A 23,750-nucleotide genomic window follows, 5' to 3' on the forward strand; every position below is an offset into this window, starting at 1 on the left:
CCATGTCGAACTTAGTGACCAATGCTGGACACACCCATGTCGATGGACATGGGCACGATGACCATCACCACGACTCGGGCGAGATGACCGTATTCGGTTTCTGGCTCTACCTGATGACCGACTGCATTCTGTTTGCGTCGATCTTCGCGGCGTACGCGGTACTGGTTAACAACGTAGCGGGTGGCCCGTCGGGCCACGACATCTTCGAGCTGCCATACGTACTGGGCGAAACCGCTCTGCTGCTGTTCAGCTCGATCACCTACGGCTTCGCCATGCTGGCGTTGTTCAAGGGCAAGAAGAACCAGGTCCTGGGCTGGCTGGCCATGACCTTCCTGTTCGGTGCCGGCTTCATCGGCATGGAGATCAACGAGTTCCACATGCTGATCTCCGAGGGCTTCGGTCCTAGCCGCAGCGGCTTCCTGTCCGGGTTCTTCACCCTGGTCGGCACCCACGGTCTGCACGTGACCAGCGGTCTGATCTGGATGGCGATCATGATGTACCAGGTACAGAAAAACGGCCTGACGGCGACCAACAAGACCCGTCTGAGCTGCCTGAGCCTGTTCTGGCACTTCCTGGACGTGGTGTGGATCTGCGTATTCACCGTTGTTTATCTGATGGGGACTATGTAAATGGCTAACGCTCATTCCCACGATAGCCACGACGCTAGCCACGGCAGCGTCAAGTCTTACGCTATCGGCTTCATCCTGTCGGTGATCCTGACCGTCATTCCTTTCGGCCTGGTGATGTACCCGTCGCTGCCGAAATCGCTCACCCTGTGGATCGTCCTGGCGTTTGCGGTGATCCAGGTGCTGGTGCACCTGGTGTACTTCCTCCACCTGGACCGTTCCGCCGCGCAGCGTAACAACGTGATTGCATTTGTGTTCGCCGCGATCGTGATTGTCCTGCTGGTTGGCCTGTCGCTGTGGATCATGTTCAGCATCCACACCAACATGATGGCGAAGTGAGGTAAATCCGGATGTCCTTGAAGCACTTTATCCAAATCACCAAACCGGGGATCATTTTCGGTAACGTGCTTTCAGTGGCAGGCGGATTTTTCCTGGCCTCGAAAGGGCATGTCGATCTGGCCATCTTCCTGGCCGCCATGATCGGCACGTCCCTGGTGGTCGCTTCCGGTTGCGTGTTCAACAACTGCATCGACCGCGACATCGACCTGAAGATGGAACGTACCAAGAACCGGGTGCTGGTCCAGGGCCTGATCTCCCTGAAACTGGCCCTGGTCTTCGCGACCGTCCTGGGTGTTGCCGGCGTTGCGCTGTTGTACAAGGTGGCCAACCCGTTGGCTGCGCTGTTCGCGGTGATCGGTTTCGTCATCTACGTCGGCTTCTACAGCCTGTACCTCAAGCGCAAGTCGGTTCACGGCACGCTGGTGGGCAGTCTGTCGGGGGCGATGCCGCCGGTGATCGGTTACGTCGCTGTGACCAACAGCTTCGACATGGCCGCACTGACGCTGCTGGTGATGTTCAGCCTGTGGCAGATGCCGCATTCCTACGCCATCGCGATCTTCCGCTTCAACGATTACCTGGCCGCCTCGATTCCGGTGTTGCCGGTGAAGCGCGGGATTCAAGTGGCGAAGAAGCACATCCTGATCTACATCCTGGCCTTCCTCGTGGCGACCTTGATGCTGACCTTCAGCGGCTACGCCGGCATGAGCTACCTCGCCGTCGCCGCGGCCATGGGCATGTACTGGCTGTACATGGCCTGGACCGGCTACAAGGCAGTGGATGACACGGTCTGGGCACGCAAGCTGTTCGTGTTCTCGATCTTCACCATTACCGCGTTGAGCGTGATGATGTCCCTGGACTTCAAAGTGCCGAGCGAGTTGTTGCTGACGTACGCGCCTTAAGTGTCGGATGCTGTAACGAAAAACCCCGCCCTTTGAGAAAAGGCGCGGGGTTTTTTATTGAGGGTTTTCCAGTGGATTGAAAGCCAGGACAGCTCGTCAGGTAGATCATTCATCGGTTGCCTGACTATAAGCAAATTGCCTATAGTTTGTCAGTGCGAACCGTATTCTTCGAAACCTCTTCCTTCACTGCCACCGTTGGCAATTATCTGACGGACGATGCGTATCGCGCGTTGCAAACCCATATGCAGCTGAATCCGCAGGCCGGCGACGTCATGCCTCGAACAGGCGGCTTCCGAAAGTTGCGCTGGGCAGATGGCCGTCGAGGTAAAGGCAGGCGAGGTGGCTTGCGGGTTATCTATTATTGGCTTATGAATGATGGCCAGTTCTGGATGTTTGCAATTTATGACAAAGATGAGCTTGAGAATTTGAGCGCCGACCAAGAGAAAGCGCTCAAGAAAGCCATAGAGACAGAGTTGAAAGTACGGGGTACCCCATGAAAAAGCGCGACCTGTTTGCAGAATTGATGCAGGGCGTTGATGAGATGGCGGCTCAACGCGAAGGCAAGATCACGTTGCGCAATACGTCAATTGAGGACATCCCTGCGCCTGAGGTAGGGGCGCAAGAGATCGTTGCACTGCGAGAAAAGTTACATATGTCTCAAGCCGTTTTTGCCAAGCGTATTCGAACCAGTCCGAGCACCCTGAGGAATTGGGAGCAGGAAAAATCGAGACCTAATGCCCAAGCTGCCTTGCTGATCAGGCTGGTGGAGAAATTCCCAGACATGGTTGATCGACTGGCAGCTGTTTGAGCAAATGATGGAATTGCTAAAAAAGCCCCGCCCTTTGAGAAAAGGGCGGGGCTTTTTCATTTACGTCCCGTTGTTACACGGTGCATCGAGCACCTTCGCCACATCATCGATGATGGCCTTGCTCATATCCTGCAGAAAATGCGATGCCCAGGCATACCGGTCGCTATCGCGGGGCGCCACGGTTGATGCGGAACAGCGGTTGGGTGGCGTGGAAGGAGAAGGGGTGATGCCGATGGTTTCCAGGTCTTGAGGGTTGGTCATTGGGCACCTCCTGTGGTTGGGAGGTGACGGGGGACAGCTGGCACAGATGCATAAATTTTGAACGGATTGTGGGCGTGCATAAAGGAGAACTCCGATGGGTGCCTACATCGTGTTCGAGTTATCAGGCCCGGTCGCTGAATTGGCAGCGATGCATCGAAGTTAGCGTGCGGGAGGCGGGGATCACAATCGTAGCGATCTGGCGGTGGATGTCATGCCGCCAGCAATTGCTATGTCCGACGCGGTCCCCTGTGGCGAGGGAGCTTGCTCCCGCTCGGCTGCGCAGCAGTCGCTTAGGCCTATAAATTCGGTATATCAGAAGAAAATGCAGGGGATCGCTTCGCACTCCAGCGGGAGCAAGCTCTCTCGCCACAGGGGAGTGATGCGGTTACTTTTTGCAATCGTCTAGCAACCGGAGAAACCGCTCCCGCACCTGAAGGTTATCGCTGTGCGCCACGTTGAAACGCAGAAAGTGACTGGCATCCGGCGCTTTGCTGAGCAGGGTGCCAGGCGCCAGCACCAGGTCGATGTCCAGACCCTTCCTCGCCAACGTTTCGGCATGATGCCCTTCGGGCAGACGCGTCCAGATGAACAACCCTTCATGCGGCAGCGAAGAAACGGAACAACCCGCCTCCACCAGCCAGCTCGACACCCGACTGCTCGATTCGTAAAGCCGATCCACCGTGCGCCGCGTGTGTTTGGCGTAGCTGCCATCACTGAGCATGGTGCAGATAATCTGTTCCGCCAGTTCCGACGTCATGCCACCGCAGGCCATTTTCAGGGTGACCATCCGGGCTGCCAGTTGCGGCGAAAGCACCGCATAGCTGACCCGACTGTTCGCCGTCAGGGTCTTGGAGAAACCGGAGACATAACTGACATTGTCCAGCCCACCTGCTGCCAGGCGCGGCGTGGTTCGTTGTTGCATATCGCAATACAAATCATCTTCGACGATGTGAAAGCCATAACGGTGGCTCAACTCCAGCAAGCGATAGACCTGCGCCGGGGAGAACGAGTGCCCGGTCGGGTTGTGCAGGGTGTTATTGGTCATGTAGAGCACGGGCCGATGGGTAATCAGCAATTGTTCCAAGGCGTCCAGGTCCATGCCCTCGGCGGCACGGGGAATGGTGATGACCCGAGCGCCATGCAAGGCCAGGTTGGTGTGCATGGTGAAGTAGCACGGATCGTCGAGCAGCACCGTGTCGCCGGGTTTGACCAGCAGACGCATCAGCATGTCGATGGCCTGCACGGTGTTGGCGGTGGTGATGATCTGGTCCACCGGCACTTCGATGCCCAAGGTCGCCAGTTTGACCCGCAACGCTTCGCGCAGTGGCAGGTAACCGGCAGCGACGCCGTATTCGCCCATGCGCAGGGAGGTTGCGCGCAGGGTGCCACGCACGGCTTTCAGCAATTCTTCTGCCGGTAGCCACGAGGAAGGCAGGAAACCGGCACCCGGGCGCAGCGCGCCATTGTCCTGCAGTACCGCGCGGCGGACCACGCTCAGTGTGTCTTGAGGTTGCAGGTCCGGGCCGGCATCGGTCTTGAGCGTGAGGCTGGAACGGTGCACGTAATGCCCCGAACCCTGGCGTGAAACCACCAGACCCTTGGCCCGCAGGCGATCCAGCGCATCCACCACCGTGGACTTGCCCACGTTCATCAGCTCGGAGAGTTCGCGAATCGGCGGCAGCCGCGAGCCGTGAGGCAGCCCGCCCTGGCTGATCGCCACCGACAATTGATCGACGATCTGCTGGACCAGCGGCACTCCCGGCTGGAACTCGATGGCGGCGATCACTGCTCGCTGAACCTGCATTTTACTGGTCTCTCCGGCAGTAAAGTTCGTTTGATTCTATACGAACTTGCTCTGATGAAAACAAGCGACTCTCTCTACCATCACCTTACAGACTTTCCTGATTGTTCGCGCTGGACGCCTGAACAGTCGCTGGTTCCAGAGGTGTTGCATGAGTGTTCAAACAACGGTCGCCGTCGCCAAACCGGTGATCAACATTCGCCTGTTCACGATCCGGATCATCACCGCCGTGTCGCTGTTTGCCGTGCTGGGCAAGGCCAACGTCTGGCTCGACACCGCCACCAACAGCATCCTCGCCCTCGGGTATCGGGCCTTGCTGTTGCTGCTGCCGCTGACATTGCTGGTGCTCGGCCGTCGGTCACTGAGCGTTACGCTCATGTGCGCCGCCCTCGGATTGGTGTTGCTGGCAGTCACCAGCAACCAGGGCATTGTGATGTTTGCCGCAGCGTTGTTCGCCTACGGCATTGCCATTGCCGGTTACCTGATCAAGAGCGAAGCCGCCCAGACCAAAGAGGGCGCGGCCTACAACCGTGTCGCCATGAACATGGGCAGTCTGGTGGCGGGGTTGATCCTGCTTTCCCCGCTGCTGACCCCAACCCTGTTTTTCCTCGGTGCCGCGGGTTTCGTCCTGCTGTGCCTGCCCATCGCCATGGGCGCGACCTTCACCACGCAGTCGGTAGTCGCCCAACCAAACACCCACGACGGCAGCGGCTGGCGCAACAAGCTGCCGTGGGTGATCGCTGGCGTCATCATGGGTATCAAGCTGTTCGGCGTGTTCTCGATCCTGCCCCAGGCGATCCTGCTCAAGACCGGTGAATTGCCGGCCTGGTACGGCTTGATGCTGATCCTCAACAGCGCCGTGGTGGTGTTCGCCCAGGTGCCGGTGATGAAACTGATCGAGCGTACCGGGCGCTTCAAAGTGGTTGCTGTCATCGGGATCATCATCGGCGGCTTCGCCGTGCTCTCGTCGCCGGATGCGTTCCACGTCGAAACCCTCGCCGGCGCGTTGATCTGGGTGGCGCTGCTGTCCATCGCCGAGTGCGCGTTCAGCTATCTCGATTACTTCTCCGTCAAGCAAAACAACATGTTCGTCAAGGAAGTGTCCCTGGGCGTTGGCGCCGGGCTGACGGTATTGATCATGCGAGTCATGCCACCGCCCTATAGCGCACTGGTACTGGCCGCTATCGGCGCGGGCGGCATCCTCGCCTGGTACTGGCTCAACCGTAGGGCCAACGCGTCACTGCACGACTGAGTCACCGCGTTTGCGTTTTTTACTCCACAGGTCGGAGGTTTCATGAACACCACGTCATGCGTAGTAGTGGTCGGGTACAACGGCAACCGGGTTCACGATATCCAGAAGCTGCGCGACCTCTGCAAGACACTCTATAACGCCAGGTTGATCCTGGTGGTCGAGCAGATTCAGCCCGATGACGATCAGGTCGCGGATCACGTCTGCACGGCCTCGATGGCGCCGCAGGACATCGCCGATTCCGTCGATCTGCTGGTCGGTTGCCTGGGTGCCGATCGCTGGAAGCTGATCGGCGTCCTGCCATTTTCCGACCGTGGTGTGTTGCTGGGTGCCGCGTTGGCCACCCGTTTCGACCTTCCCGGCATTACCCCCGGCGAGGCGCGGGCGGGGCTGGACAAACAGATCTTTCGCAAGCTGGAAGCGGCCGCCGACACAGCGCCGGAGGACTACCGCCCGGTGTTTTCCGCACGTATCGAAAGCCTGGGGGAACTGCGTCAGCGGGTGGTCGAACTGGGCGGCAAGGCCTTCATCAAACCGGCCTGCGAAGGCGCCAGCCGAGGTTGCCGCGTTATCCATCATCCGTCCGAATGTGACGACGCCTGGCAGGCGCTCAAGCCCTATCGCGAAGGCGGCATCGTCCTCGAAGAGTTGATTCAGAACGCCCGTGAATACAGCTGGGATTACGTCGCGGGCAGCACCTGGGTCACCGAGAAAACCACCACCGAAGGCGCCTATCGCGCGGAGATCCAGCAAGTGGTGCCGGCGCCGCTGGCGGCTGACGTACAGGCGCGCCTGGCGGCTGCCGGCCGACACATGTCCGGACTGGTGTCGCTGGAAAACGGCGCCTATCACAACGAGGTCTTCCTGCGCCGCGACGGCCTGACCTCGGCGGTGGAAACCAACATGCGCCCCGGCGGCATGCACATCTGGGACCTGGCGCGTCTGGCGTTCATCGATTTCGATCCATGGGAACGCTGGGTCCGCTGGGCGGTGGAAGGCAAGGTCGACCATCGCGACCCCGTTGCCCGTGGCTATTGCGGCATTCGTCTGCTCCGGGCGCCGGCCGGTGGTCTTTTGCGCTACGTGCCGGACATCGAAACCCTGGCCCGGGAGCTGGACATCGAGCTGGTCGAGGCGGTGTACGCCAAGCGCCTCAGTGATTCAGTCACCGCACTGGTGAAGGACAACACGTCGTTTATCGGCCACATCGTTTTGTTCGACGAAAACTACGGGCAGCTCAGCGACAACCTGCTGCGCCTGGCAGAGGCGATCGAGTCGCGCGTCGAAGTCACCTGCCTGGCGGCGCCGGCGAGAGCCGTGGGTTGAGCCTTCGGGATCAAAGTTCCAAGCATTATTGGTTTAAGAGGGTTGAGTGAATGATTGAGCAAAAAATGTCGTGTGACGAGCGGTTCATCGCCCTGGCGAAAGAACTCAACTACGACATCTACGGCGAGAACACCGTGGGCGGACGTTACGCACCGCTGGTGCGGCATCACGATGAAATCTACGTCAGCGGCCTGGTCCCGCGCATGAGCGGCAAAATGCAATACCCGGGCAGGGTCGGGCTTGAGCTCAGCCTGGCGGATGCCCAAGCGGCCGCCAGCATCAGCGCCATGCGCGGGCTGGCACTGATCGTCGATGCCATCGGTTCGCTGGACAAGATCAAGTCGTTGATACGGGTCACGGTGTACGTGAAGTGTACGGCGGACTTTGTTGACCTGAGTGAAGTGGCCAACGGTGCATCGGATGTCTTCAGTCATGTGCTGGGCGATGCGGGGAAACATACGCGAACCACTGTCGGCGTTTATCAGTTACCGAAAAATGCCGCCGTGGAAGTTGACATGATTGTGGCGCTGCGGCCTTCGGTGTTGTGAGTGTTAGTTACTCGGCTTTACAGTGATTGATTGTTCGCCTAGTGTCTGGTCACTCAAAGTCGATAATAAGTCGGTGTGTGCGGATGAATAACATTCAAGGTGGGTTTTTTTCATATAAGGACTTTCGCCAGAGTTTGAACCAACCGCCGGTCAATGCCCGGGTGTGGAAGGGGGATGAACTCACAGGCATGCGTCAGAACCTCAAGGACAGCGAGGTCGATATTGTCGCGCTGGCCCACGACGACAGCACCGAAGGCTGCAAGTTGACGCCAGGGATGGCGGTGTCCATGCAATGGTTGAAACCCGGCACGACGCTGAATGGCCATGCGCATTCGTGGTGGCACCTGTTCATCATTCAGTCTGGCAGCGGCGCGTTGACCCTGGGCGATGCCGATGCAGTTAACGTCAGCCCCGGCGACGTGTTGCTGGTGCCAGCCTGGACCCGCCACGGCTTCGTCAACACCAGCGCCACTGAGCCGCTGGCGATGCTCAACATGAGCAACATGCCCCAGATGGCGCAGCTCTCCAGTGCGGCAGACGCCACGGTCTGACACGCTCGATCTTCCCCTCTGTTACCCACCAGGGAGTCCGCATTCGCAGACTCCCTTTTTTGTTTCTGTCCGCTGGATTTTTGAAGTTCTGTATCCGTAGAAACAGATAATTTCTGTATCTGTTCAGCGCTTAACCAACTAACTACGATCGTTTCCAATGCAACGGATTATTGTGGTTAAGCAAGGGAGCGTTCTATGGAAAGTACGAAGCTGAAACTTTATGTTGGCGCGGATTTTGTCAGTGCTTTTGCAATGTCGGCCTATGTGGCGTTGAAAGAAAAGCAACTTTCGTTTGAACTTGTCACGCTGGAATTGAAAGCGCGTGAGAACTATCAGGCGAGTTATCAAGATGTCTCGTTGACCTGCAAGATCCCCACCTTGGTTCACGAAGGTTTCGCATTGTCGGAATCCTCGGCCATTGCCGAATACCTGGATGAAATAGCGCCGGGGCATCCCAAACTGTTCCCGCTGGACATCAAGCAACGCGCCCGCGCCCGTCAGCTCCAGGCCTGGTTGCGCAGTGATCTGTTGGTCATTCGCAAAGAGCGTCCGGCCGACCTCATTTACTTCGGCAAGAAAGAAACCCCGTTGTCGGATGAAGCCCAGGCAGCTGTCGCAAGGCTGTTCTTTGTCGCCGACCGGTTGCTGGAGGAGGGCGCGGACCATCTGTTCGGAGACTGGAGCATCGCCGACACGGACCTGGCAATCATGCTCAACCGACTGGTTGCCAATGGCGATCGCGTTCCTGCGCGGCTCGCGGCCTATGTGCGCCGGCAATGGGATCGCGACAGCGTCCGGGCCTGGATGGACATAGAGCGCGTAGCGCCGGCCATTCAGTAAAAACCGCCAGGCAATCACCAGGAGCGCTGCCATGCAGGGACTGTCGGAGCAGGAAAGATACAAACCCTATAACTCACGCACCATTCGCGACACGCCGTACTGGCAAAAACTGACGCCAGCGCTGCAGGAGGCCATGACCGTAGTGGCCCGGGTCATGCCATTTCGCACCAATGACTACGTCCTCGGCACGCTGATCGACTGGAGCAACATTCCGGATGACCCGATTTTCCGCATGACCTTCCCCCACAAGGACATGTTGCTGCCGGACGAGTACGCGTCGCTCAAGCAACTGATCGAACGGGATGACGCCGTCGCCATCAAGCGTCGGATCGAGGCGATCTGGCTGCGCATGAACCCGCATCCGGCCGGGCAGCTGACACACAACGGCGCGACCCTCGACGGAAAAGTCCTGCCAGGCATACAGCACAAGTACCGCGAGACCGTGCTGTTTTTCCCCGGTGCCGGTCAGACGTGTCACGCGTACTGCACGTTCTGTTTCCGCTGGGCGCAGTTCATCGGCGAGGAAGAACTCAAGTTCAACGCGCGTGAGTCCCAGGAGCTGGTGAATTACCTGCGGGTGCACACCGAGGTGACCGACGTGCTCATCACCGGGGGCGATCCGATGATCATGAACACCCGATCGCTGGCGGGGTACATCGAGCCGCTGCTGGAGCTGCCTCACCTCAAAAGCATCCGCATCGGCACCAAATCCGTGGCGTACTGGCCGCAACGGTTTGTCAGCGACAAGGACGCGCCGGAACTGTTGGAGCTGTTTAAACGGATCGTCGCGGCGGGCAAACACCTGTCGGTCATGGGGCACTACAACCACCCGGTGGAGATCCGCCAGGGCATCGCCCGCGAGGCCGTCGAGCGCATTCGCTCCACCGGGGCGACCTTGCGCATGCAGGCGCCGGTGATCCGCCACATCAACGAAAACCCCGCCGATTGGGCGGCGCTCTGGACTGAGGGCGTGCGGCTGGGAGCGGTGCCTTATTACATGTTTGTCGAGCGCGATACCGGGCCGAGCCACTACTTCGCGATGCCGCTGGCACGGGCTTTCGAGATTTTCCAGGCGGCTTACCGAACGGTGTCCGGGCTGGCGCGTACGGTGCGCGGGCCATCCATGAGCACGTTTTACGGGAAGGTGTTGATCAACGGCATCGAGACCCTGGCCGGGGAAAAAGTCTTCGTGTTGCAGTTTCTTCAGGCACGCGATCCGCAGTGGGTATTGCGCACCTTCTATGCGCGGTTCGATCCGCACGCGACCTGGTTCGATGAGCTGCGGCCGGCGTTTGGCGAGCGCTCGTTTTTCTTTCAGCCGGAGCCAGTAGCGGTGCCCGAATTGATACCGGTCCTGCTCGAAACGGCGTAGGACGATTAATCAGGAGATAGGGACATGAGCAGTATTCCGTTTGATCAGCGAGAAGGTTTTATCTGGCTCGACGGCGAGTTCGTCGAGTGGTCCGAGGCGCGCTTGCATGTGCTGACCCATGGTTTGCATTACGCGAGCACCGTGTACGAAGGGGAGCGTGTCTACAACGGCAAGATCTTCAAACTGCGTGAACACAGCGAGCGCCTGTATCGCTCGGCGCAGTTGATGGATTTCGCGATTCCCTACGAGCTGGCCGAACTGGAAGCGGCCAGCCATGAACTGCTGCAACGCAACAACGTGGTCGACGGTTATCTACGGCCGGTGGCGTGGCGCGGCAGTGAAATGATCTCCACGTCGGCGCGCTTCAACCGTGTGCACGTGGCGATCGCCTGCTGGCAATGGCCGAGTTACTTCGACCCGGCGGGGCACATGGGCGGCATTCGCTTGAAGACCGCCGAGTGGCGTCGTCCGCCACCCAGCAGCAGCCCGTTCGAAGCCAAGGCGTCCGGGCATTACCAGATCGCCACACTCAGCAAGCACGACGCGGAAAACAACGGCTATCACGATGCGCTGATGCTTGACTGGCGCGGCCACGTCGCCGAAGCCACCAGCGCCAACGTGTTCTTCGTCAAGGACCGGACGTTGCACACGCCGCTGCCCGATTGTTTTCTCAATGGCATCACCCGTCAGACCATCATCGAATTGGCCGGCGCGCTGGATTACCAGGTGGTGGAGCGCACGATTCTTCCTACGGAGCTTGGCGACTTCGATGAGTGCTTTCTGACGGGCACCGCAGCCGAAATCACGCCCGTGCAAAGCATCGACGAACAACGCTACCGACCGGGCAACGCCTGTCGCGAATTCATTGCCGCTTACACCTCAACCGTTAACGCCTGATAAACCGCCAGGAACACCACCATGTCAGATCAAGGGATTGTTGCGTCTACACCTTACGTTTCACTGGGCCATCGCCATGATGAATTGTCGTCCCGTGGCTGGACGGTGCTGACCCCTGCCGAATTTGCCTACGATGTCGTCGGCACGCTGCTGGAGTTCGGACGGATCATTCCGCAATTCAACGGGCAGACGGCGTTCGCCATTACCCGCAAGCCGGGGTATGAAGCGTTGCCGTACTCCCAGAGCATGAACGGCATCGGCCCGCACACCGAAGCGCCGGTCTATGGACCGCCGCCGCGTTATCTGGCGTTGCATTGTCACCAACAAGCGACATGCGGTGGCGGGCATACGGGGCTGGTGGACGGGTATGAACTCCTGCGGTTCCTTGAACGCACCGAACCCGAGCTGCGTGAATGGATCGACGACACACCCGTGGAGTTCGTCGCCACCGCCAAACCGGGTGAGGCGGCGCAAACCAGGGTCAAGGAGTACATCCTGACGCCTACAGAGGAGGGGGACATTTTCCGTTTCAGCTACAACCAGTTTCACTACGGCGATGTGAATCCTTCCGAGGACGATTTGCAGCAATCGAAGGTGACGAGCAGTTCATCGCCCTTGGCCAGGTTCGCGCTGCTCGGCGAGGAATATTTCATCCAGCACAACACGCCGGTGCTGATTCCCGACGGCTGCATGCTGATTTGGGACAACTGGCGAATGATCCACGCCCGCAGTCGATACACTGACCCGGCGCGAAACCTGACCCGCTATTGGCTGGCCTGATTCATCCGTCGCTCACTATTTCATCGGCGTACCCCTCAGCGGGTACGCGTCCTACAGGTATCGCGTCATGCAAACAGCAATCGAGATCGCCAAGGTCGATCATCAACTGGTCGTGCGGCTTAATCAGGCCTGGACCAAAAGGGCCACGGTGTGCGCGCCGGACAAGGCCTCGGCCAGCGAAGCGTTCGATCCGGCACGCCCGGATTATCCAGAGTGCATGGTGCCGTTCTTCCATCACCCGAAATTCCAGGCCCTGAGCGACGAGCTCAAAAGCACCGTGGTGACCTGGGGCTGGATCGGCTACAACCTGCGTACCGTTACGGCGGAAGAGCACGTCGTGAATCCGGCGCTGAGCGTCATTGCCAATCAGTACCTGGGCAAAAACGACTGGCATTTTCGCGAGGCGATGCAGCAGACGTTGATCGACGAGCACTACCACACGCTCATGCATCTTCGCGCCATCGAGCGAACCAAAGAGGACCGCGCACTCGATCAGGATCTGGAATTGCCGCCGTCGGTGACCTATTTGCGGCTTGTCGCATTGCGTGAAAAATTGCCCGAGCAATGGCAGCGTGACCTGGCGGCGATCACCTTTGCGGTGGTGGCCGAGATCAGTGTCAACGCTTACCTGGATCTGCTGGCCGACGATCAAACCATTCAACCGCAAAACCGCCGCGTGGCAGAGCTGCACAACCGCGACGAATACGCTCACAGCAAGATTCTCGCTGAAGTGGCGAAGGTCATGTACGCGAACATGCAGCCGACTCAGCGGGCATTTTTCGCACAGACGTTGTCTGTGGCGCTGAGTGCCTTTGTCGCCCAGGACTACTCGATGTGGGAGGCGATTCTGACGCAACTCGGTGTCGAGGATGCGGCGCTGATCATTGCCGACACCCGGGAGAGCAACAAGAACGCCACGATCATGCGTGACTACAGCGGCCTGCATCGTCTGGCGCAGGATCTGGGAATCAGCGACGAGATCGATTTCGACTTCCGTCCGACCCTCAAAACAGCGGCTGTGGCCTGATTCAGGAGGTGAAAATGTCCGTTCCTGTGTACGAAGTGTTCGCCATCCGTGTCGGCGCCAATGCCCAGCGCACCGCGCGGGAGAACTTTCTTTATGACGCCTGCTGCGGTGATCCCAATGCGTCGATGCCACTGGATTACTACTTCTGGGTCATTCGCAACGAGCAGCAGGTCATCGTGGTCGACACCTGTTTTCAACCGGCTACGGCGGATCGGCGCAACCGTCAGATGTATCGCCTGCCGGAAGAATCCCTGCGCCAACTGGACATCGATCCGGCGCAGGTCGAGAACCTGATTCTTACCCATTTGCACTGGGATCACGCGGGCAACCTGGGGCTGTTTCCAAAAGCCACGGTGCATTTGCAGGAAGCGGAACTGCGCTTCTGCACCGGCCCGAAAATGGCCCATCGCACGGTAAACAAAACCTATGAAGTCGAAGACGTCATGTCGGCGCTGCCACCGCTGTTCGAAGGCCGGTTGCGCTTGCATACCGGCACGGTCGAGGTCGTTCCCGGGGTGACGCTGCACCCGGTGGGCGGCCATACGCCGGGTAGCCAGGTGGTGCGGGTGAATACAGGGCGAGGGTGGATTGTTCTGGCGTCGGATGCGGCGCATTTGTGGGCGAACATTCGCCAGCGCAGTCCGTTTCCGATCATTGATGATCTGGCGCAGTCGCTTGAGGCGTTTATTGAAATCGACCGTTTGGCTGACAGCGAGGACCACGTTATTCCCGGGCATGACCCACTGATCGCCGAGCGATTCCCGCACTGGAATAACGATCCGCATATCATTTGTCTGCACCAGCCAGCGATTTGAAAATCCCCCCGTGGGTGTCAGCCTTGCTTTGCCAGTAAGCGGCCAAGGGTCTGCAACGCCTCATCGATCTTCGGCGAATACGGCGCCCCACACCCAATCCGCACAAAGTGGCCAAAGCGCTGGGTATTGGAAAAGATATCCCCAGGTGAAATCTGAATGCCCTCTTTCAGCGCCTCACGAAAAAGCGCCATGGCCGAACAGTGTCCAGGCAGTTCCACCCACAGCAATGTACCGCCCCGAGGGGCGGTCACGCAGGTGCCGGGTGGGAAATAGCGGGTGATCGCGGCACTCATCTGTTGGCGTTGTTGCGTCAGGGTTTTCCTCAGACGACGCAGGTAACGCTCATAGGACGGTGTTTTCATGAACGCACCTGCTGCCAGTTGCGACAACGTCTCACAGCCTCGGGTCTGGGTGTGTTTGAGCATTTCCACGCGCTCGTGCCATTTTCCCGCGCTGATCCAGCCCAGGCGCAGGCCCGGTGCCAGGGTTTTGTTCAGCGAGGCGCAATAGATCACGTTGTCACTGCAGTCCCAGTGTTTGAGCGTGGACAATGGCTGCTCGGTATCCACCAGGTCACCATAGGTGTCATCTTCGATCAGCACGGTGCCGTGCTCGGCACACAGTTGCACCAGCCGCGCCTTGTTGGCGTCGGGCATGATGCTGCCCAGGGGGTTTTGCAGGTTGGGAATGACGATCAGCGCCCGAATCCGTTCGGGGCTTTGCAGCAGTTGTTCCAGTGCGAACAGATTGATGCCCGCGTGGGCCGTTGCCGGGACTTCCAGTACCCGCAGGTTCAGGCTTTCGAGAATTTGCAGCAGGCCGTAGAAGGTCGGCGACTCCACGGCCACGGTGTCACCGGGTTGGGTCACGGCACGCAAGGCCAGGTTGATGGCTTCGGTTGCGCCGTTGGTGATCACAATCTTCTCGGCAGTCAAATTGGCTTTGGCGGTCAGCGCCCGTCGCGCCAGGATGCTGCGCAATGCGAGGTTGCCGCAGGTCGAGCCTTGAACCCCCAGCAAATGATGATCCTGACGCAGCGCCTTGATCATATGCTCCTGCAAAATCTTCAACGGATAGAGCGCCGGCGCACAGTACGCGCTGGCGAAATTGACCTTGATCGTCGCACGCTGGCTGGCCTTGAGTACCGATGACACCTGCTCGTGAATGCCGAGATAGACGTCGGTGTCGAGAGGCGGGGGCGTGGTCGCGACAGGTTTGGGCAAGGTGTCCGGCTGGCGAATGTAGTTGCCGGAACGCGGGCGGGCTTCCAGCACGCCGTAGTCCTCCAGCTCCCGGCAAACCTGCACGGCGGTCGACAGGCTGACGGCGTGTTTTTCCATCATCAGCCGAATGGAGGGAAACCGTTCACCGGTTTTCAAGGTGCCGCTGCGGATCGCGTCGAGGTAGTGGTTGGCTAACTGACGGTACAAAGGGGTCGTGTGCATGATGACCTCAGCAATCGCACCACTGAAGTCTTGAGCTGGAAAGTGAGTTGACGCTCCCCGCAGGCGGACCCGTGGTGCTCAAGGGTGAAGGGAAGTGTTTATTCGGGTGTCGATACTGTGAGAGTAATCGTGCTTTTAGCGGAATCGCGGGCAATAAAAAGCCCCGCTCTAGGGCGGGGCTCTCGAGTGTGCAAGTGAGCTACCTGTGGCGAGGGAGCTTGCTCTCGCTTGAGTGCGCAGCACTCACAAAAATCGACAATTGCAGTCAGATTCTTGGGGCCGCTACGCAGCCCAACGTCGGAACGCTTGGAGCAAGCTCACTCGCTACAATGAATCGTGTTACTGCGCGGCGATGCTGTAGCCATCGAATGCGGTTTGCTGCTGGAGTGCAGTAATGATGTTTTTGCGGTTGACCGCTTGTTCTGTCCCGGCGCTGTCCAGGAACGTCTCGTTTTCCAGTTCGGCTTCATCGCCCTCGCCGACGAAAGTGAAGCCCAGGAATTCCAGTGCTTCACGGTCAACGTTCAGTCGCGAGCGTGGAGTACGCAGCGGCAGGGTGACGCTCACGCCATCCTTGCTGATGGTGAACACTTCGACTTCTTTCTTGGCTCGGGCGGTTTTGCTCTTGCCACTGGCCGGGTTGCTGATGGCTAGATGCGTCTGGTTCAGCACCTTCAATGCCAGGCCGTAGACGATTTCCTGAAACGCCGGATCGTCCTTGAAGCTGGAAAGAATGCGGCTGATCGAGAATTTGCTGCTCAGGTCTTCGAGGGCCGCGATGTCGGCGGCTTCGGCGTCCTTGAGTTGCTTGAGCTCGCCCATCAGTTCATAGGCTTTGTCGTCGTCGAAGCGGTCGTGGGCCTGGCGAATCGCGGCGCGCAGCTCGCGGATCTGATCGCTTTCACGAGTTGACTGGAAAGCATCCAGAACCATCTCGCTGATGGTCTTGGCCTGGGGCACGTGCTGTGAAAGATTGATGGAGTTTTCGTATTCCGCTTTGGACGACAAGGTGACTACGGATTCAGCGGTATTGGAATCGGACATTGAAATTTCACTACTTCTTTAAACTTGGGTTGAGGCGAGAAAGCGCTGGGCCTTTTCAGGCCGCCTAATCTATTGGACCGAGGCGGCGTTGTCACGGATTCCCGGCGGGCGCGGTCTTCAGGGACCGGAACACCTGATGAAACCGGATCGAACGTCCGCAGAACAAACCGCTCGCAAAGCCTGATGCACAGGCCTTGAGCAACACCATCGGCAGCGTGGCCGAGTGCTCCGGATCAACCTCGGCCTGATAGCCAAAGAAATAGTTAACGGCGAAAAACAAAAGGTAGAGCAACAGGGTTTTTGCGGTGCCCGGCACGATCAGCGCGGTTTGCGATTGATCCAGCTCGATACCCTTGTGAGAAAAAACCAGCAGTGCGACGCCGATACCTGCGATGACCGCAGCCAACCAGCAACTGATTGTAAGTGACGGGTTGAGCGTCAGATTCAGCGAATACAGCGACCAACCCAACAAAATCGGCGGTGTGATCAGCAATGAAGTTTTGCTTTCGTGAGTCGGGGAGAGGGCTTTGATGCCGTAGTAACAGAGCAGTAAAAACAGTGCGTAAACCCACAGCGGGGTGTTTTGCTGGGTATTGAGCATCGAACAGCGTCCTTGCCGAAAAGTGATGTCGGGATCGGTTGCGGCAACTATTTCCCTGGCGAATTCAGATTCATGGAGCGCACCGCCCATTGCTCTGCGGTCTGTTGATCGACCGGTAACGTGAAGCGAAAGGTCGCGCCACGTCCGGGCACATCGATCAGCTGAATATCGCGACCGTGCAGTTGCAGGATCCGATGCACGATTCTCAGCCCGAGTCCGCCATCGCGTCGTGCACCGCCAATGTTGAACGGGCGCAGGAACAACCCTTCGCGCAGTTCCGGTGCGATGCCGGGGCCGGTGTCGCTGACGGTGACTTCGATAAACGATCCTTGTGGGCGCAGGCTCAGTTCGATGTCCCCACCTTGAGGGGTATGACGCAGGGCATTGTCGAACAGGTTGGTGAGAACCCGCTCGATCAGCCCCAGGTCTGCGCAAGCAGCCGCCACGTTGGGCGCGAAGCTGGCCTTCAGTTCAACCTGGCGCGCTTCGGCGGTGAGTTCGAATTTCTGGAAGATGTCCTGCACCAGGTCGGTCAGGGAGAAGCGCTCCAGCACGGGCTGCACGAAACCGTGTTCCAGGCGCACCAGCTCCAGCAACGATTGCGCCAGGCCACCGACCTTGCGGCTTTGATCCAGCGCGATGCCCAGGTAGCGGCGACGGTCGGCGGGGGACAGCGTGGCGTCCTTGAGCGACAGGGTTTCCAGATAACCGTGCAACGACGCCAAAGGCGTACGCAGGTCGTGGGAAATGTTCGCCACCAGTTCGCGGCGTTCCTGATCCTGGCGGGTCAGCGAGCGCCATTGTTCGCTGAGGCGCGCCTGCATCTGCCGGAAGGTGGCGTCGAGGATGGCGATTTCGTCGTGGCTGGCGGTTTTTTCCGCCGGCGCTGGCACGGGTGGCGTCGCCGGGACGCCATCAATGTCGAACTGGCTGACGGTTTCGGTCAAACGGCGCAATGGCCGGGTGATCAGGGCAAATGCGGTGAGGCCGGCAATCAGGCAAAGCAATGCGACCAGTCCGATGGACAGCAGGGCCGTGTTGAGGGCTGCGCTGGTGGCGCCCCGTTCCGCCAGGCGATCGTGGTCTTCGCCGAGCAACACCACGTAAAGATAACCGACAGGTTTGCCGTCGACCTTCAGCGGTGCCGCGCTGAACACCTTGCGCGCATCGACGCTGCGCGGGTCGTCGCCGAGAATCGGCAGAGGATCACCCTTGAGCAGGCGCTGGATGGGCGCCAGGTCGACCCGTTCCCGGTGAATCCGGCCTTCGGGCGCCGCGCTGCCGACAATCCTGCCCCCGATGTCGAGCAGATAGACCTCGACACTGGGATTGACCAGCATCAGCTTGCTGAACAGGTCTCGCACGGCGTCGGGCATCAGGCCCCGGGTGTCCATCAGCACCGTGTCGCTGGCGATATGTTGGGCCAGGTCCCGGGACAGCCCTTGCACCACTTCCTGTTCATGCATCTGGTTGGAACGCACCTGCATCCAGGCCGAGGTGCCGCAGCACACCAACAGCAACACGGCAAAAACCAGAGACAGCCGTTGCGTCAGGGTCAGCTTCATGGCTGTTCTTCCCGGGCGGCGAATTTGTAGCCACGGCCCCACACCGTGAGGATGCGCACCGGTTGTGCGGGATCGACCTCGATCTTCGCCCGCAGGCGGTTGATGTGGGTATTGACCGTGTGCTCGTAGCCTTCATGGCTGTAACCCCACACGGCATTGAGCAGGTCCATGCGCGAAAACACTTTGCCAGGCTGGCGGGCGAAGAAATACAGCAGGTCGAACTCCCGTGGCGTGAGGTCGAGACGCCGACCGTCAAGGGACACCTCGCGGGTGATCGGATCGATGGAGAGGCCGTCGATGATCAGGCTGCCGGCGTCCATTTTCAGGTTGCGCGCCATGGCGTCGACCCGGCGCAGCAGCGCCTTGACCCGGGCGACCAGCTCGAGCATGGAAAAGGGTTTGGCCAGGTAATCATCGGCACCGAGTTCCAGGCCCAGTATCCGATGCACTTCGCTGGAGCGCGCACTGGTAATGATGATCGGCGTGTAGCGGGCCATGGCGCGGGCGCGGCGACAGATTTCCAGGCCGTCGACACCCGGCAGCATCAGGTCGAGGATCAGTGCGTCCCAGTTTCCCTGCTGCAGCAGTCGCATGCCTTCATTGCCATCGGCGCAGTGCACCACCTCGAACTGCTCATCGCGTAGATGCAGGCAGATAAGGTCGGCGATATGCAGGTCGTCCTCAACCACGAGGACGCGTTTGGTCGGTTCCATCAAGCTCAATCCTTCGGCGCAATGAGCGCATTGTGCGGGTTTTCCGGGGCCAGAGTTATCACGAATTGTTTAAGTTCCCGTGAGGATTTGGCGATCAACCCAAGCCTAGGCTGTGTTCCATGAAAGGCACTTTGGATTATTGGAGACGGCCATGTTTTCACGGCGACAATTTCTACTGGCGAGCGGCGGGCTGGGGGCTGCAGCCCTGGTGATCGGTGTATTGCCAAAATTTGCCGCCCGTTCCGCACTGGTCAGTGAGGCCAGTGCCGAGGAGATTTTCGAGGTGACCCACAGCGACAGCGAGTGGCGTGCCCTGCTCAGCGCCGAGCAGTACGAAATACTGCGCGAGGAGGGCACCGAACGGGCCTACAGCAGTGCGCTGAACAACGAGCACCGTGAGGGCCTCTTTGCCTGTGCCGGTTGCGACCTGCCGTTGTTTTCATCCACCACGAAGTTTGACAGCCGCACCGGTTGGCCGAGTTTCTGGGCGCCGCTGGACAAGGCCGTGGCGACCCGTCAGGACCGATCCTTCGGCGTGCTGCGCGAAGAGGTTCACTGTCGGCGTTGCGGTGGTCATCTGGGGCATGTCTTCGATGACGGGCCCAAGCCCACCGGCCTGCGTTATTGCATGAACGGTCTGGCGATGACCTTCAAGCCACAGGCGGCTTAACCCTCTCTTTCATTTCATGCAGGTCGACGCAATGTGGCTTCTGGTTCTCGCTTATCTCGGTGGTGTGTTGACGATCGTCAGCCCGTGCATCTTGCCGGTACTGCCGTTTGTCTTCGCTCGCACCGGGCAGCCGTTCATGAAGAGCAGCTTGCCGCTGCTGGCGGGGATGGCACTGACCTTCGCGCTGGTCGCCTCGTTGGCCGCGGTGGGGGGCGGCTGGGTGGTGCAACTCAACCAGTACGGGCGCTGGCTCGCATTGGTATTTGTTGCATTGTTCGGCTTGACGTTGTTGCTGCCGCAACTGGCTGAGCGCCTGACGCGTCCGCTGGTGGCGGCTGGCAGTCGTTTGTCGGAAGCCGCCGGTGCCGATTCGCGGCCGCGTCCCGGCGCTTCGTTCCTGATCGGCGTTGCAACCGGCCTGCTCTGGGCGCCATGTGCCGGGCCGATTCTGGGGCTGGTACTGACCGGCGCCGCGCTGCAAGGGGCAAGCATCGCAACCACCCTGTTGCTGTTGGCCTATGCCGCCGGCGCCGCCACTTCCCTTGCGGTGGCATTGCTGTTGGGCGGCAAAGTCTTCGCCGCGATGAAGCGTTCCATCGGTGCTGGCGAGTGGGTCCGTCGAGGTTTGGGCGCGGCAATGCTGGCAGGTGTGGCGGCGATTGCCCTGGGGCTTGATACGGGGATTCTGGCGCGGGTTTCGACGGCGTCCACGGGCGGTATCGAGCAGGCGCTGGTTGGGCGGTTGGCCAGGTCACCCAATGAAAGCGGGACAATGATGGCACGTGATCCCGGTGGTGCAATGAAAGCGGCAGACCAAAAGCCGGGCGCGCTGCCGATCGAAGGCAACCTCCCACCGCTGGACGGCGCCGTGCAATGGCTCAACTCACCCCCTCTCACTGCTCAGGCGTTGAAGGGCAAAGTGGTGTTGGTGGATTTCTGGACCTACTCCTGCATCAACTGCCTGCGCACCCTGCCGTATGTGAAGGCGTGGGCCGAAAAGTATCGTGATCAGGGCCTGGTGGTGATCGGCGTCCATGCGCCCGAATTCGCTTTCGAACGCAATGTAGGCAACGTCACCAAAGCCATGAAGGACCTGGGCATCACCTACCCGGTGGCCATCGATAACGACTACAAGATCTGGCGTGCCTTCAACAACGAATACTGGCCCGCCCACTATTTTGCCGACGCTCAGGGGCGCATTCGCTACCACCACTTTGGCGAAGGCGATTACGCCGAGTCGGAGCGGGTGATCCAGCAATTGCTGCGTGAGGCGGGCGCCGCCAAGGTGGCCGACGGGTTGATCAATGCCAATGCCGAGGGAGTTCAACGCGCGCCGGACATGAACGAAGTGCTGTCACCGGAAACCTATGTCGGCTACCAGCGCTCGGAGCATTTCGTCCCCGAAACCAGTCTGGTTCCCGACAAGTCGACGACCTATAACCCGCCGTCGCAACTGGCCCTGAATGACTGGAGCCTGGGCGGTCAGTGGACTGTCGGCTCGGAGCGAGCCACCTCAAGCGCGCCGGCCAGTCGCATCGTCTACCGCTTCCACGCTCGCGATCTGCACCTGGTGTTGGGGCCTGCCGCCGATGGTAAACCGGTGCGCTTCAAAGTCCTGATTGACGGAAAATCCCCCGGTGATGCCCACGGTACGGACGTCGCCCCCGATGGCAGTGGCAGCGTGACCGAGCAACGTTTGTATCAATTGGTGCGCCAACCCGACGGTGTCACGGATCGAACCTTCAGCATCGAGTTTCTCGACCCCGGCGTCTCGGCGTATGCCTTTACCTTCGGCTGATAGCCGCTTCATTTACTCAGGAAACAGCCTCATGAAAACCCTGTTCACCTGGCGCCGCACCCTGTTGGGGCTGGCTGCCGCAGGCATCATCGGTCAATGTTCGGCATTATCCTTCGGTGCAGCCGAAGAAGCGGTCATCATTCCCCCTCCGGCCCTCGACGAAACCAGTCAGGCCCACAGCGAAACGGCGGTCTTCGCCGGCGGTTGCTTCTGGGGTGTGCAAGGGGTGTTTCAGCATGTCAAAGGCGTGAAGAAGGCGGTCTCAGGCTATGCCGGCGGTGCCGCCAACACCGCTCGATACGAACGCGTCAGCGACGGTGATACCGGGCACGCAGAATCTGTCGAGGTCACCTTCGACCCCACTCAGGTCAGCTACGGCACCCTGTTGCAGATCTACTTTTCCGTCGCGCACAACCCGACCGAACTCAATCGTCAGGGGCCTGACCGCGGTACTCAGTACCGATCGGCGATTTTTCCGGAAAACAGCGAACAGCAGCGTGTCGCCCAGGCTTACATTGCCCAGCTCGATGCTGCCAAATCCTTCAACAAACCCATAGTGACCAAACTGGAAACCTATAACGGTTTCTATCCGGCGGAGGAGGAACATCAGGACTTTCTGACCGAGCATCCAACCTACCCGTACATCGTGATCAACGACCTGCCGAAAGTGGCGCAGTTGAAACAGTTGTACCCGGAGCGGTATCAGGAAAAACCGGTGCTGGTGAAGTCGGGGATGTGAGAGGAGGGGCGAGCACAACGCTCACCCCGTAATCACATTCTTGCCCGCCACCTTTGACCGATACAACGACTGATCTGCCCTGGCCAGCAGTCCGGTCTGCTGTTCTTCATCGAAGCGCTGAACCACACCAAAACTGAGGGTCAGTTGAAAGTCTCCCACGGGCGGCAAGTCGGCGAGGCTTTGGCGGATGGTTTCGGCAAGGGTTCTGGCCTCGGCCAGCGGCGTGTTGGGCAGGACCATGATGAATTCATCGCCACCCCAGCGCGCCAGCAAATCGCCGTCGCGGACGCAGCGCTTCACACTCTCGACCACCTGCACCAATGCGGCATCACCCAACGCATGACCGTAATGATCGTTGATGTTCTTGAAGTCGTCGATGTCCATCGCAATCAGCGACAGCGGCTGTCGAAAGCGTTGGGCGCGGTTACATGCCTGGGGAAGGGTTTTACTCAGGCGATATCGATTGGCGGTTAAGGTCAGCGCGTCGGTTTCCGCCAGTTTGCGGTTTTCTTCGAGTTGGATCTGTAGCTGCTGGTTGACCCGGGATAACTCTCGAGTGCGTTCTTCGACGATGGCTTCGAGGGATTGATTCCTTCGTTCAAGCGCTTCGAGCAGGAGTTTCTTGTCCTCAATGCTGCGGTGCGCACCGACCATGCGCGCGACCGAACCGTCGGCATTACGTGCAAGCACGTGGCCACGATCTTCGATCCAGATATAGCGCCCGTCCTGTGTGCGGCAGCGATACTCGGCTTGATAACCGGGAGCCCGTTGGCTCAGGTAGTCGTCAAACAGGGCCATGACCCGCGGGTAATCGTCGGGGTGCATCACGTTTTCCCAGGTCAACACCGTGTTGTCGAGGGAGTGAGGTGCGTAGCCAAGCATTTCGTACCAGCCGGGGTTGCGGTAAACGAAACCGGTATTGGCGTTCCAGTCCCAGATGCCGTCACTGACCAGTTCCATAATGGTATGAAGCATGTTTTCGTTCAAATCAGACAGATTGAACTTCAACGCTTCGATATCCGAGTCCCCACCCATC

The 23,750-nt window shown here is 59.4% G+C and carries 25 protein-coding genes and 1 pseudogene; 18 read left to right on the forward strand and 8 right to left on the reverse strand.

Annotation, left to right across the window (positions count from 1 at the left end):
* Positions 1-2: 2 nt before the first annotated feature.
* The 5 genes from ACM1ZW_RS13890 (at position 3) to ACM1ZW_RS13910 (ending at position 2,672) form a co-directional block, all read left to right on the forward strand.
* Positions 3-629: a cytochrome o ubiquinol oxidase subunit III gene (locus ACM1ZW_RS13890; RefSeq protein WP_008010573.1), complete on the forward strand. Its 627-nt coding sequence runs from the start codon at positions 3-5 to the stop codon at positions 627-629.
* Entirely contained in the window at positions 630-965 is a 336-nt protein-coding gene (cyoD, locus tag ACM1ZW_RS13895) for a cytochrome o ubiquinol oxidase subunit IV (RefSeq protein ID WP_017340373.1), read from the forward strand.
* Between the two features lie 11 nt (positions 966-976).
* Positions 977-1,864, forward strand: a complete 888-nt coding sequence (gene cyoE, locus ACM1ZW_RS13900) for a heme o synthase (RefSeq protein ID WP_017340372.1) — start codon at positions 977-979, stop codon at positions 1,862-1,864.
* 152 nt (positions 1,865-2,016) lie between these two features.
* Positions 2,017-2,361: a toxin gene (locus ACM1ZW_RS13905; protein ID WP_031319086.1), complete on the forward strand. Its 345-nt coding sequence runs from the start codon at positions 2,017-2,019 to the stop codon at positions 2,359-2,361.
* A complete protein-coding gene (locus tag ACM1ZW_RS13910) occupies positions 2,358-2,672 on the forward strand; it encodes a helix-turn-helix domain-containing protein (RefSeq protein WP_017340370.1) in 315 nt (104 codons plus the stop codon). The genes ACM1ZW_RS13905 and ACM1ZW_RS13910 overlap by 4 nt, the downstream gene beginning before the upstream one ends.
* A gap of 60 nt (positions 2,673-2,732) precedes the next feature.
* Here ACM1ZW_RS13910 and ACM1ZW_RS13915 read toward each other — a convergent pair.
* Together ACM1ZW_RS13915 and ACM1ZW_RS13920 are read right to left on the reverse strand one after the other, a co-directional pair.
* Positions 2,733-2,933, reverse strand: a pseudogene (locus tag ACM1ZW_RS13915) (DUF3077 domain-containing protein).
* Between the two features lie 385 nt (positions 2,934-3,318).
* Positions 3,319-4,737: a PLP-dependent aminotransferase family protein gene (locus ACM1ZW_RS13920; RefSeq protein WP_017340369.1), complete on the reverse strand. Its 1,419-nt coding sequence runs from the start codon at positions 4,735-4,737 to the stop codon at positions 3,319-3,321.
* A 148-nt stretch (positions 4,738-4,885) separates the two neighbouring features.
* Here ACM1ZW_RS13920 and ACM1ZW_RS13925 point away from each other — a divergent pair, with 148 nt between their 5' ends.
* The 10 genes from ACM1ZW_RS13925 (at position 4,886) to ACM1ZW_RS13970 (ending at position 14,139) form a co-directional block, all read left to right on the forward strand.
* Positions 4,886-5,986, forward strand: a complete 1,101-nt coding sequence (locus ACM1ZW_RS13925; protein WP_017340368.1) for a hypothetical protein — start codon at positions 4,886-4,888, stop codon at positions 5,984-5,986.
* 42 nt (positions 5,987-6,028) lie between these two features.
* Positions 6,029-7,309: an ATP-grasp domain-containing protein gene (locus tag ACM1ZW_RS13930; protein ID WP_416740715.1), complete on the forward strand. Its 1,281-nt coding sequence runs from the start codon at positions 6,029-6,031 to the stop codon at positions 7,307-7,309.
* 50 nt (positions 7,310-7,359) lie between these two features.
* Positions 7,360-7,857 (forward strand): RidA family protein, encoded by a 498-nt coding sequence (locus ACM1ZW_RS13935; protein ID WP_017340366.1) that lies wholly within the window; start codon positions 7,360-7,362, stop codon positions 7,855-7,857.
* 83 nt (positions 7,858-7,940) lie between these two features.
* Entirely contained in the window at positions 7,941-8,408 is a 468-nt protein-coding gene (locus tag ACM1ZW_RS13940; protein WP_017340365.1) for a cupin domain-containing protein, read from the forward strand.
* A gap of 195 nt (positions 8,409-8,603) precedes the next feature.
* Entirely contained in the window at positions 8,604-9,248 is a 645-nt protein-coding gene (gene yfcF / locus ACM1ZW_RS13945) for a glutathione transferase (RefSeq protein WP_416740716.1), read from the forward strand.
* Positions 9,249-9,279: 31 nt separating this feature from the next.
* A complete protein-coding gene (locus ACM1ZW_RS13950) occupies positions 9,280-10,620 on the forward strand; it encodes a KamA family radical SAM protein (protein ID WP_416740717.1) in 1,341 nt (446 codons plus the stop codon).
* A 24-nt stretch (positions 10,621-10,644) separates the two neighbouring features.
* Positions 10,645-11,517 (forward strand): branched-chain amino acid aminotransferase, encoded by an 873-nt coding sequence (locus ACM1ZW_RS13955; protein WP_414879418.1) that lies wholly within the window; start codon positions 10,645-10,647, stop codon positions 11,515-11,517.
* A gap of 21 nt (positions 11,518-11,538) precedes the next feature.
* Positions 11,539-12,297, forward strand: a complete 759-nt coding sequence (locus ACM1ZW_RS13960) for a TauD/TfdA family dioxygenase (protein WP_017340361.1) — start codon at positions 11,539-11,541, stop codon at positions 12,295-12,297.
* Positions 12,298-12,364: 67 nt separating this feature from the next.
* Positions 12,365-13,324 carry a diiron oxygenase gene (locus tag ACM1ZW_RS13965; RefSeq protein ID WP_416740718.1) on the forward strand — a complete coding sequence of 320 codons (960 nt, stop codon included), beginning with the start codon at positions 12,365-12,367 and terminating at the stop codon, positions 13,322-13,324.
* Positions 13,325-13,338: 14 nt separating this feature from the next.
* Complete coding sequence (locus tag ACM1ZW_RS13970) at positions 13,339-14,139, forward strand: N-acyl homoserine lactonase family protein (RefSeq protein ID WP_414879420.1); 801 nt, start codon at positions 13,339-13,341, stop codon at positions 14,137-14,139.
* A gap of 17 nt (positions 14,140-14,156) precedes the next feature.
* Here ACM1ZW_RS13970 and ACM1ZW_RS13975 read toward each other — a convergent pair whose 3' ends face one another.
* The 5 genes from ACM1ZW_RS13975 to ACM1ZW_RS13995 all read right to left on the reverse strand — a co-directional run bounded on the left by ACM1ZW_RS13975 (position 14,157) and on the right by ACM1ZW_RS13995 (position 19,507).
* The gene (locus tag ACM1ZW_RS13975; RefSeq protein ID WP_414883148.1) at positions 14,157-15,584 is read right to left on the reverse strand and encodes a PLP-dependent aminotransferase family protein; all 1,428 of its coding nucleotides are present in this window, start codon (positions 15,582-15,584) and stop codon (positions 14,157-14,159) included.
* 339 nt (positions 15,585-15,923) lie between these two features.
* Positions 15,924-16,628 (reverse strand): hypothetical protein, encoded by a 705-nt coding sequence (locus tag ACM1ZW_RS13980; protein ID WP_017340357.1) that lies wholly within the window; start codon positions 16,626-16,628, stop codon positions 15,924-15,926.
* A 91-nt stretch (positions 16,629-16,719) separates the two neighbouring features.
* Positions 16,720-17,229 (reverse strand): DUF6622 family protein, encoded by a 510-nt coding sequence (locus ACM1ZW_RS13985; protein WP_414883147.1) that lies wholly within the window; start codon positions 17,227-17,229, stop codon positions 16,720-16,722.
* Positions 17,230-17,276: 47 nt separating this feature from the next.
* Positions 17,277-18,794, reverse strand: a complete 1,518-nt coding sequence (locus ACM1ZW_RS13990; RefSeq protein ID WP_414879423.1) for a sensor histidine kinase — start codon at positions 18,792-18,794, stop codon at positions 17,277-17,279.
* Positions 18,791-19,507: a response regulator transcription factor gene (locus tag ACM1ZW_RS13995; RefSeq protein WP_017340354.1), complete on the reverse strand. Its 717-nt coding sequence runs from the start codon at positions 19,505-19,507 to the stop codon at positions 18,791-18,793. Before ACM1ZW_RS13995 ends, ACM1ZW_RS13990 begins: the two co-directional genes overlap by 4 nt.
* A gap of 151 nt (positions 19,508-19,658) precedes the next feature.
* Between ACM1ZW_RS13995 and msrB the strand changes: the two genes are divergently transcribed.
* Genes msrB through msrA form a run of 3 tightly spaced genes read left to right on the forward strand, consistent with a single transcriptional unit; the run spans position 19,659 to position 22,714 of the window.
* Positions 19,659-20,177 (forward strand): peptide-methionine (R)-S-oxide reductase MsrB, encoded by a 519-nt coding sequence (gene msrB / locus ACM1ZW_RS14000; protein WP_416740719.1) that lies wholly within the window; start codon positions 19,659-19,661, stop codon positions 20,175-20,177.
* Between the two features lie 31 nt (positions 20,178-20,208).
* A complete protein-coding gene (locus tag ACM1ZW_RS14005; RefSeq protein ID WP_416740720.1) occupies positions 20,209-21,975 on the forward strand; it encodes a cytochrome c biogenesis protein DipZ in 1,767 nt (588 codons plus the stop codon).
* A gap of 31 nt (positions 21,976-22,006) precedes the next feature.
* Positions 22,007-22,714: a peptide-methionine (S)-S-oxide reductase MsrA gene (gene msrA / locus ACM1ZW_RS14010; protein WP_416740721.1), complete on the forward strand. Its 708-nt coding sequence runs from the start codon at positions 22,007-22,009 to the stop codon at positions 22,712-22,714.
* A 21-nt stretch (positions 22,715-22,735) separates the two neighbouring features.
* Here the strand turns inward: msrA and ACM1ZW_RS14015 are convergent, their stop codons facing one another.
* Positions 22,736-23,749 (reverse strand): sensor domain-containing diguanylate cyclase, encoded by a 1,014-nt coding sequence (locus tag ACM1ZW_RS14015; RefSeq protein ID WP_017340350.1) that lies wholly within the window; start codon positions 23,747-23,749, stop codon positions 22,736-22,738.
* Between the last annotated feature and the right edge of the window lies 1 nt (position 23,750).

Source organism: Pseudomonas sp. NFX71 (assembly GCF_048079215.1).
Taxonomy (GTDB): Bacteria; Pseudomonadota; Gammaproteobacteria; order Pseudomonadales; family Pseudomonadaceae; genus Aquipseudomonas; species Aquipseudomonas fluorescens_B.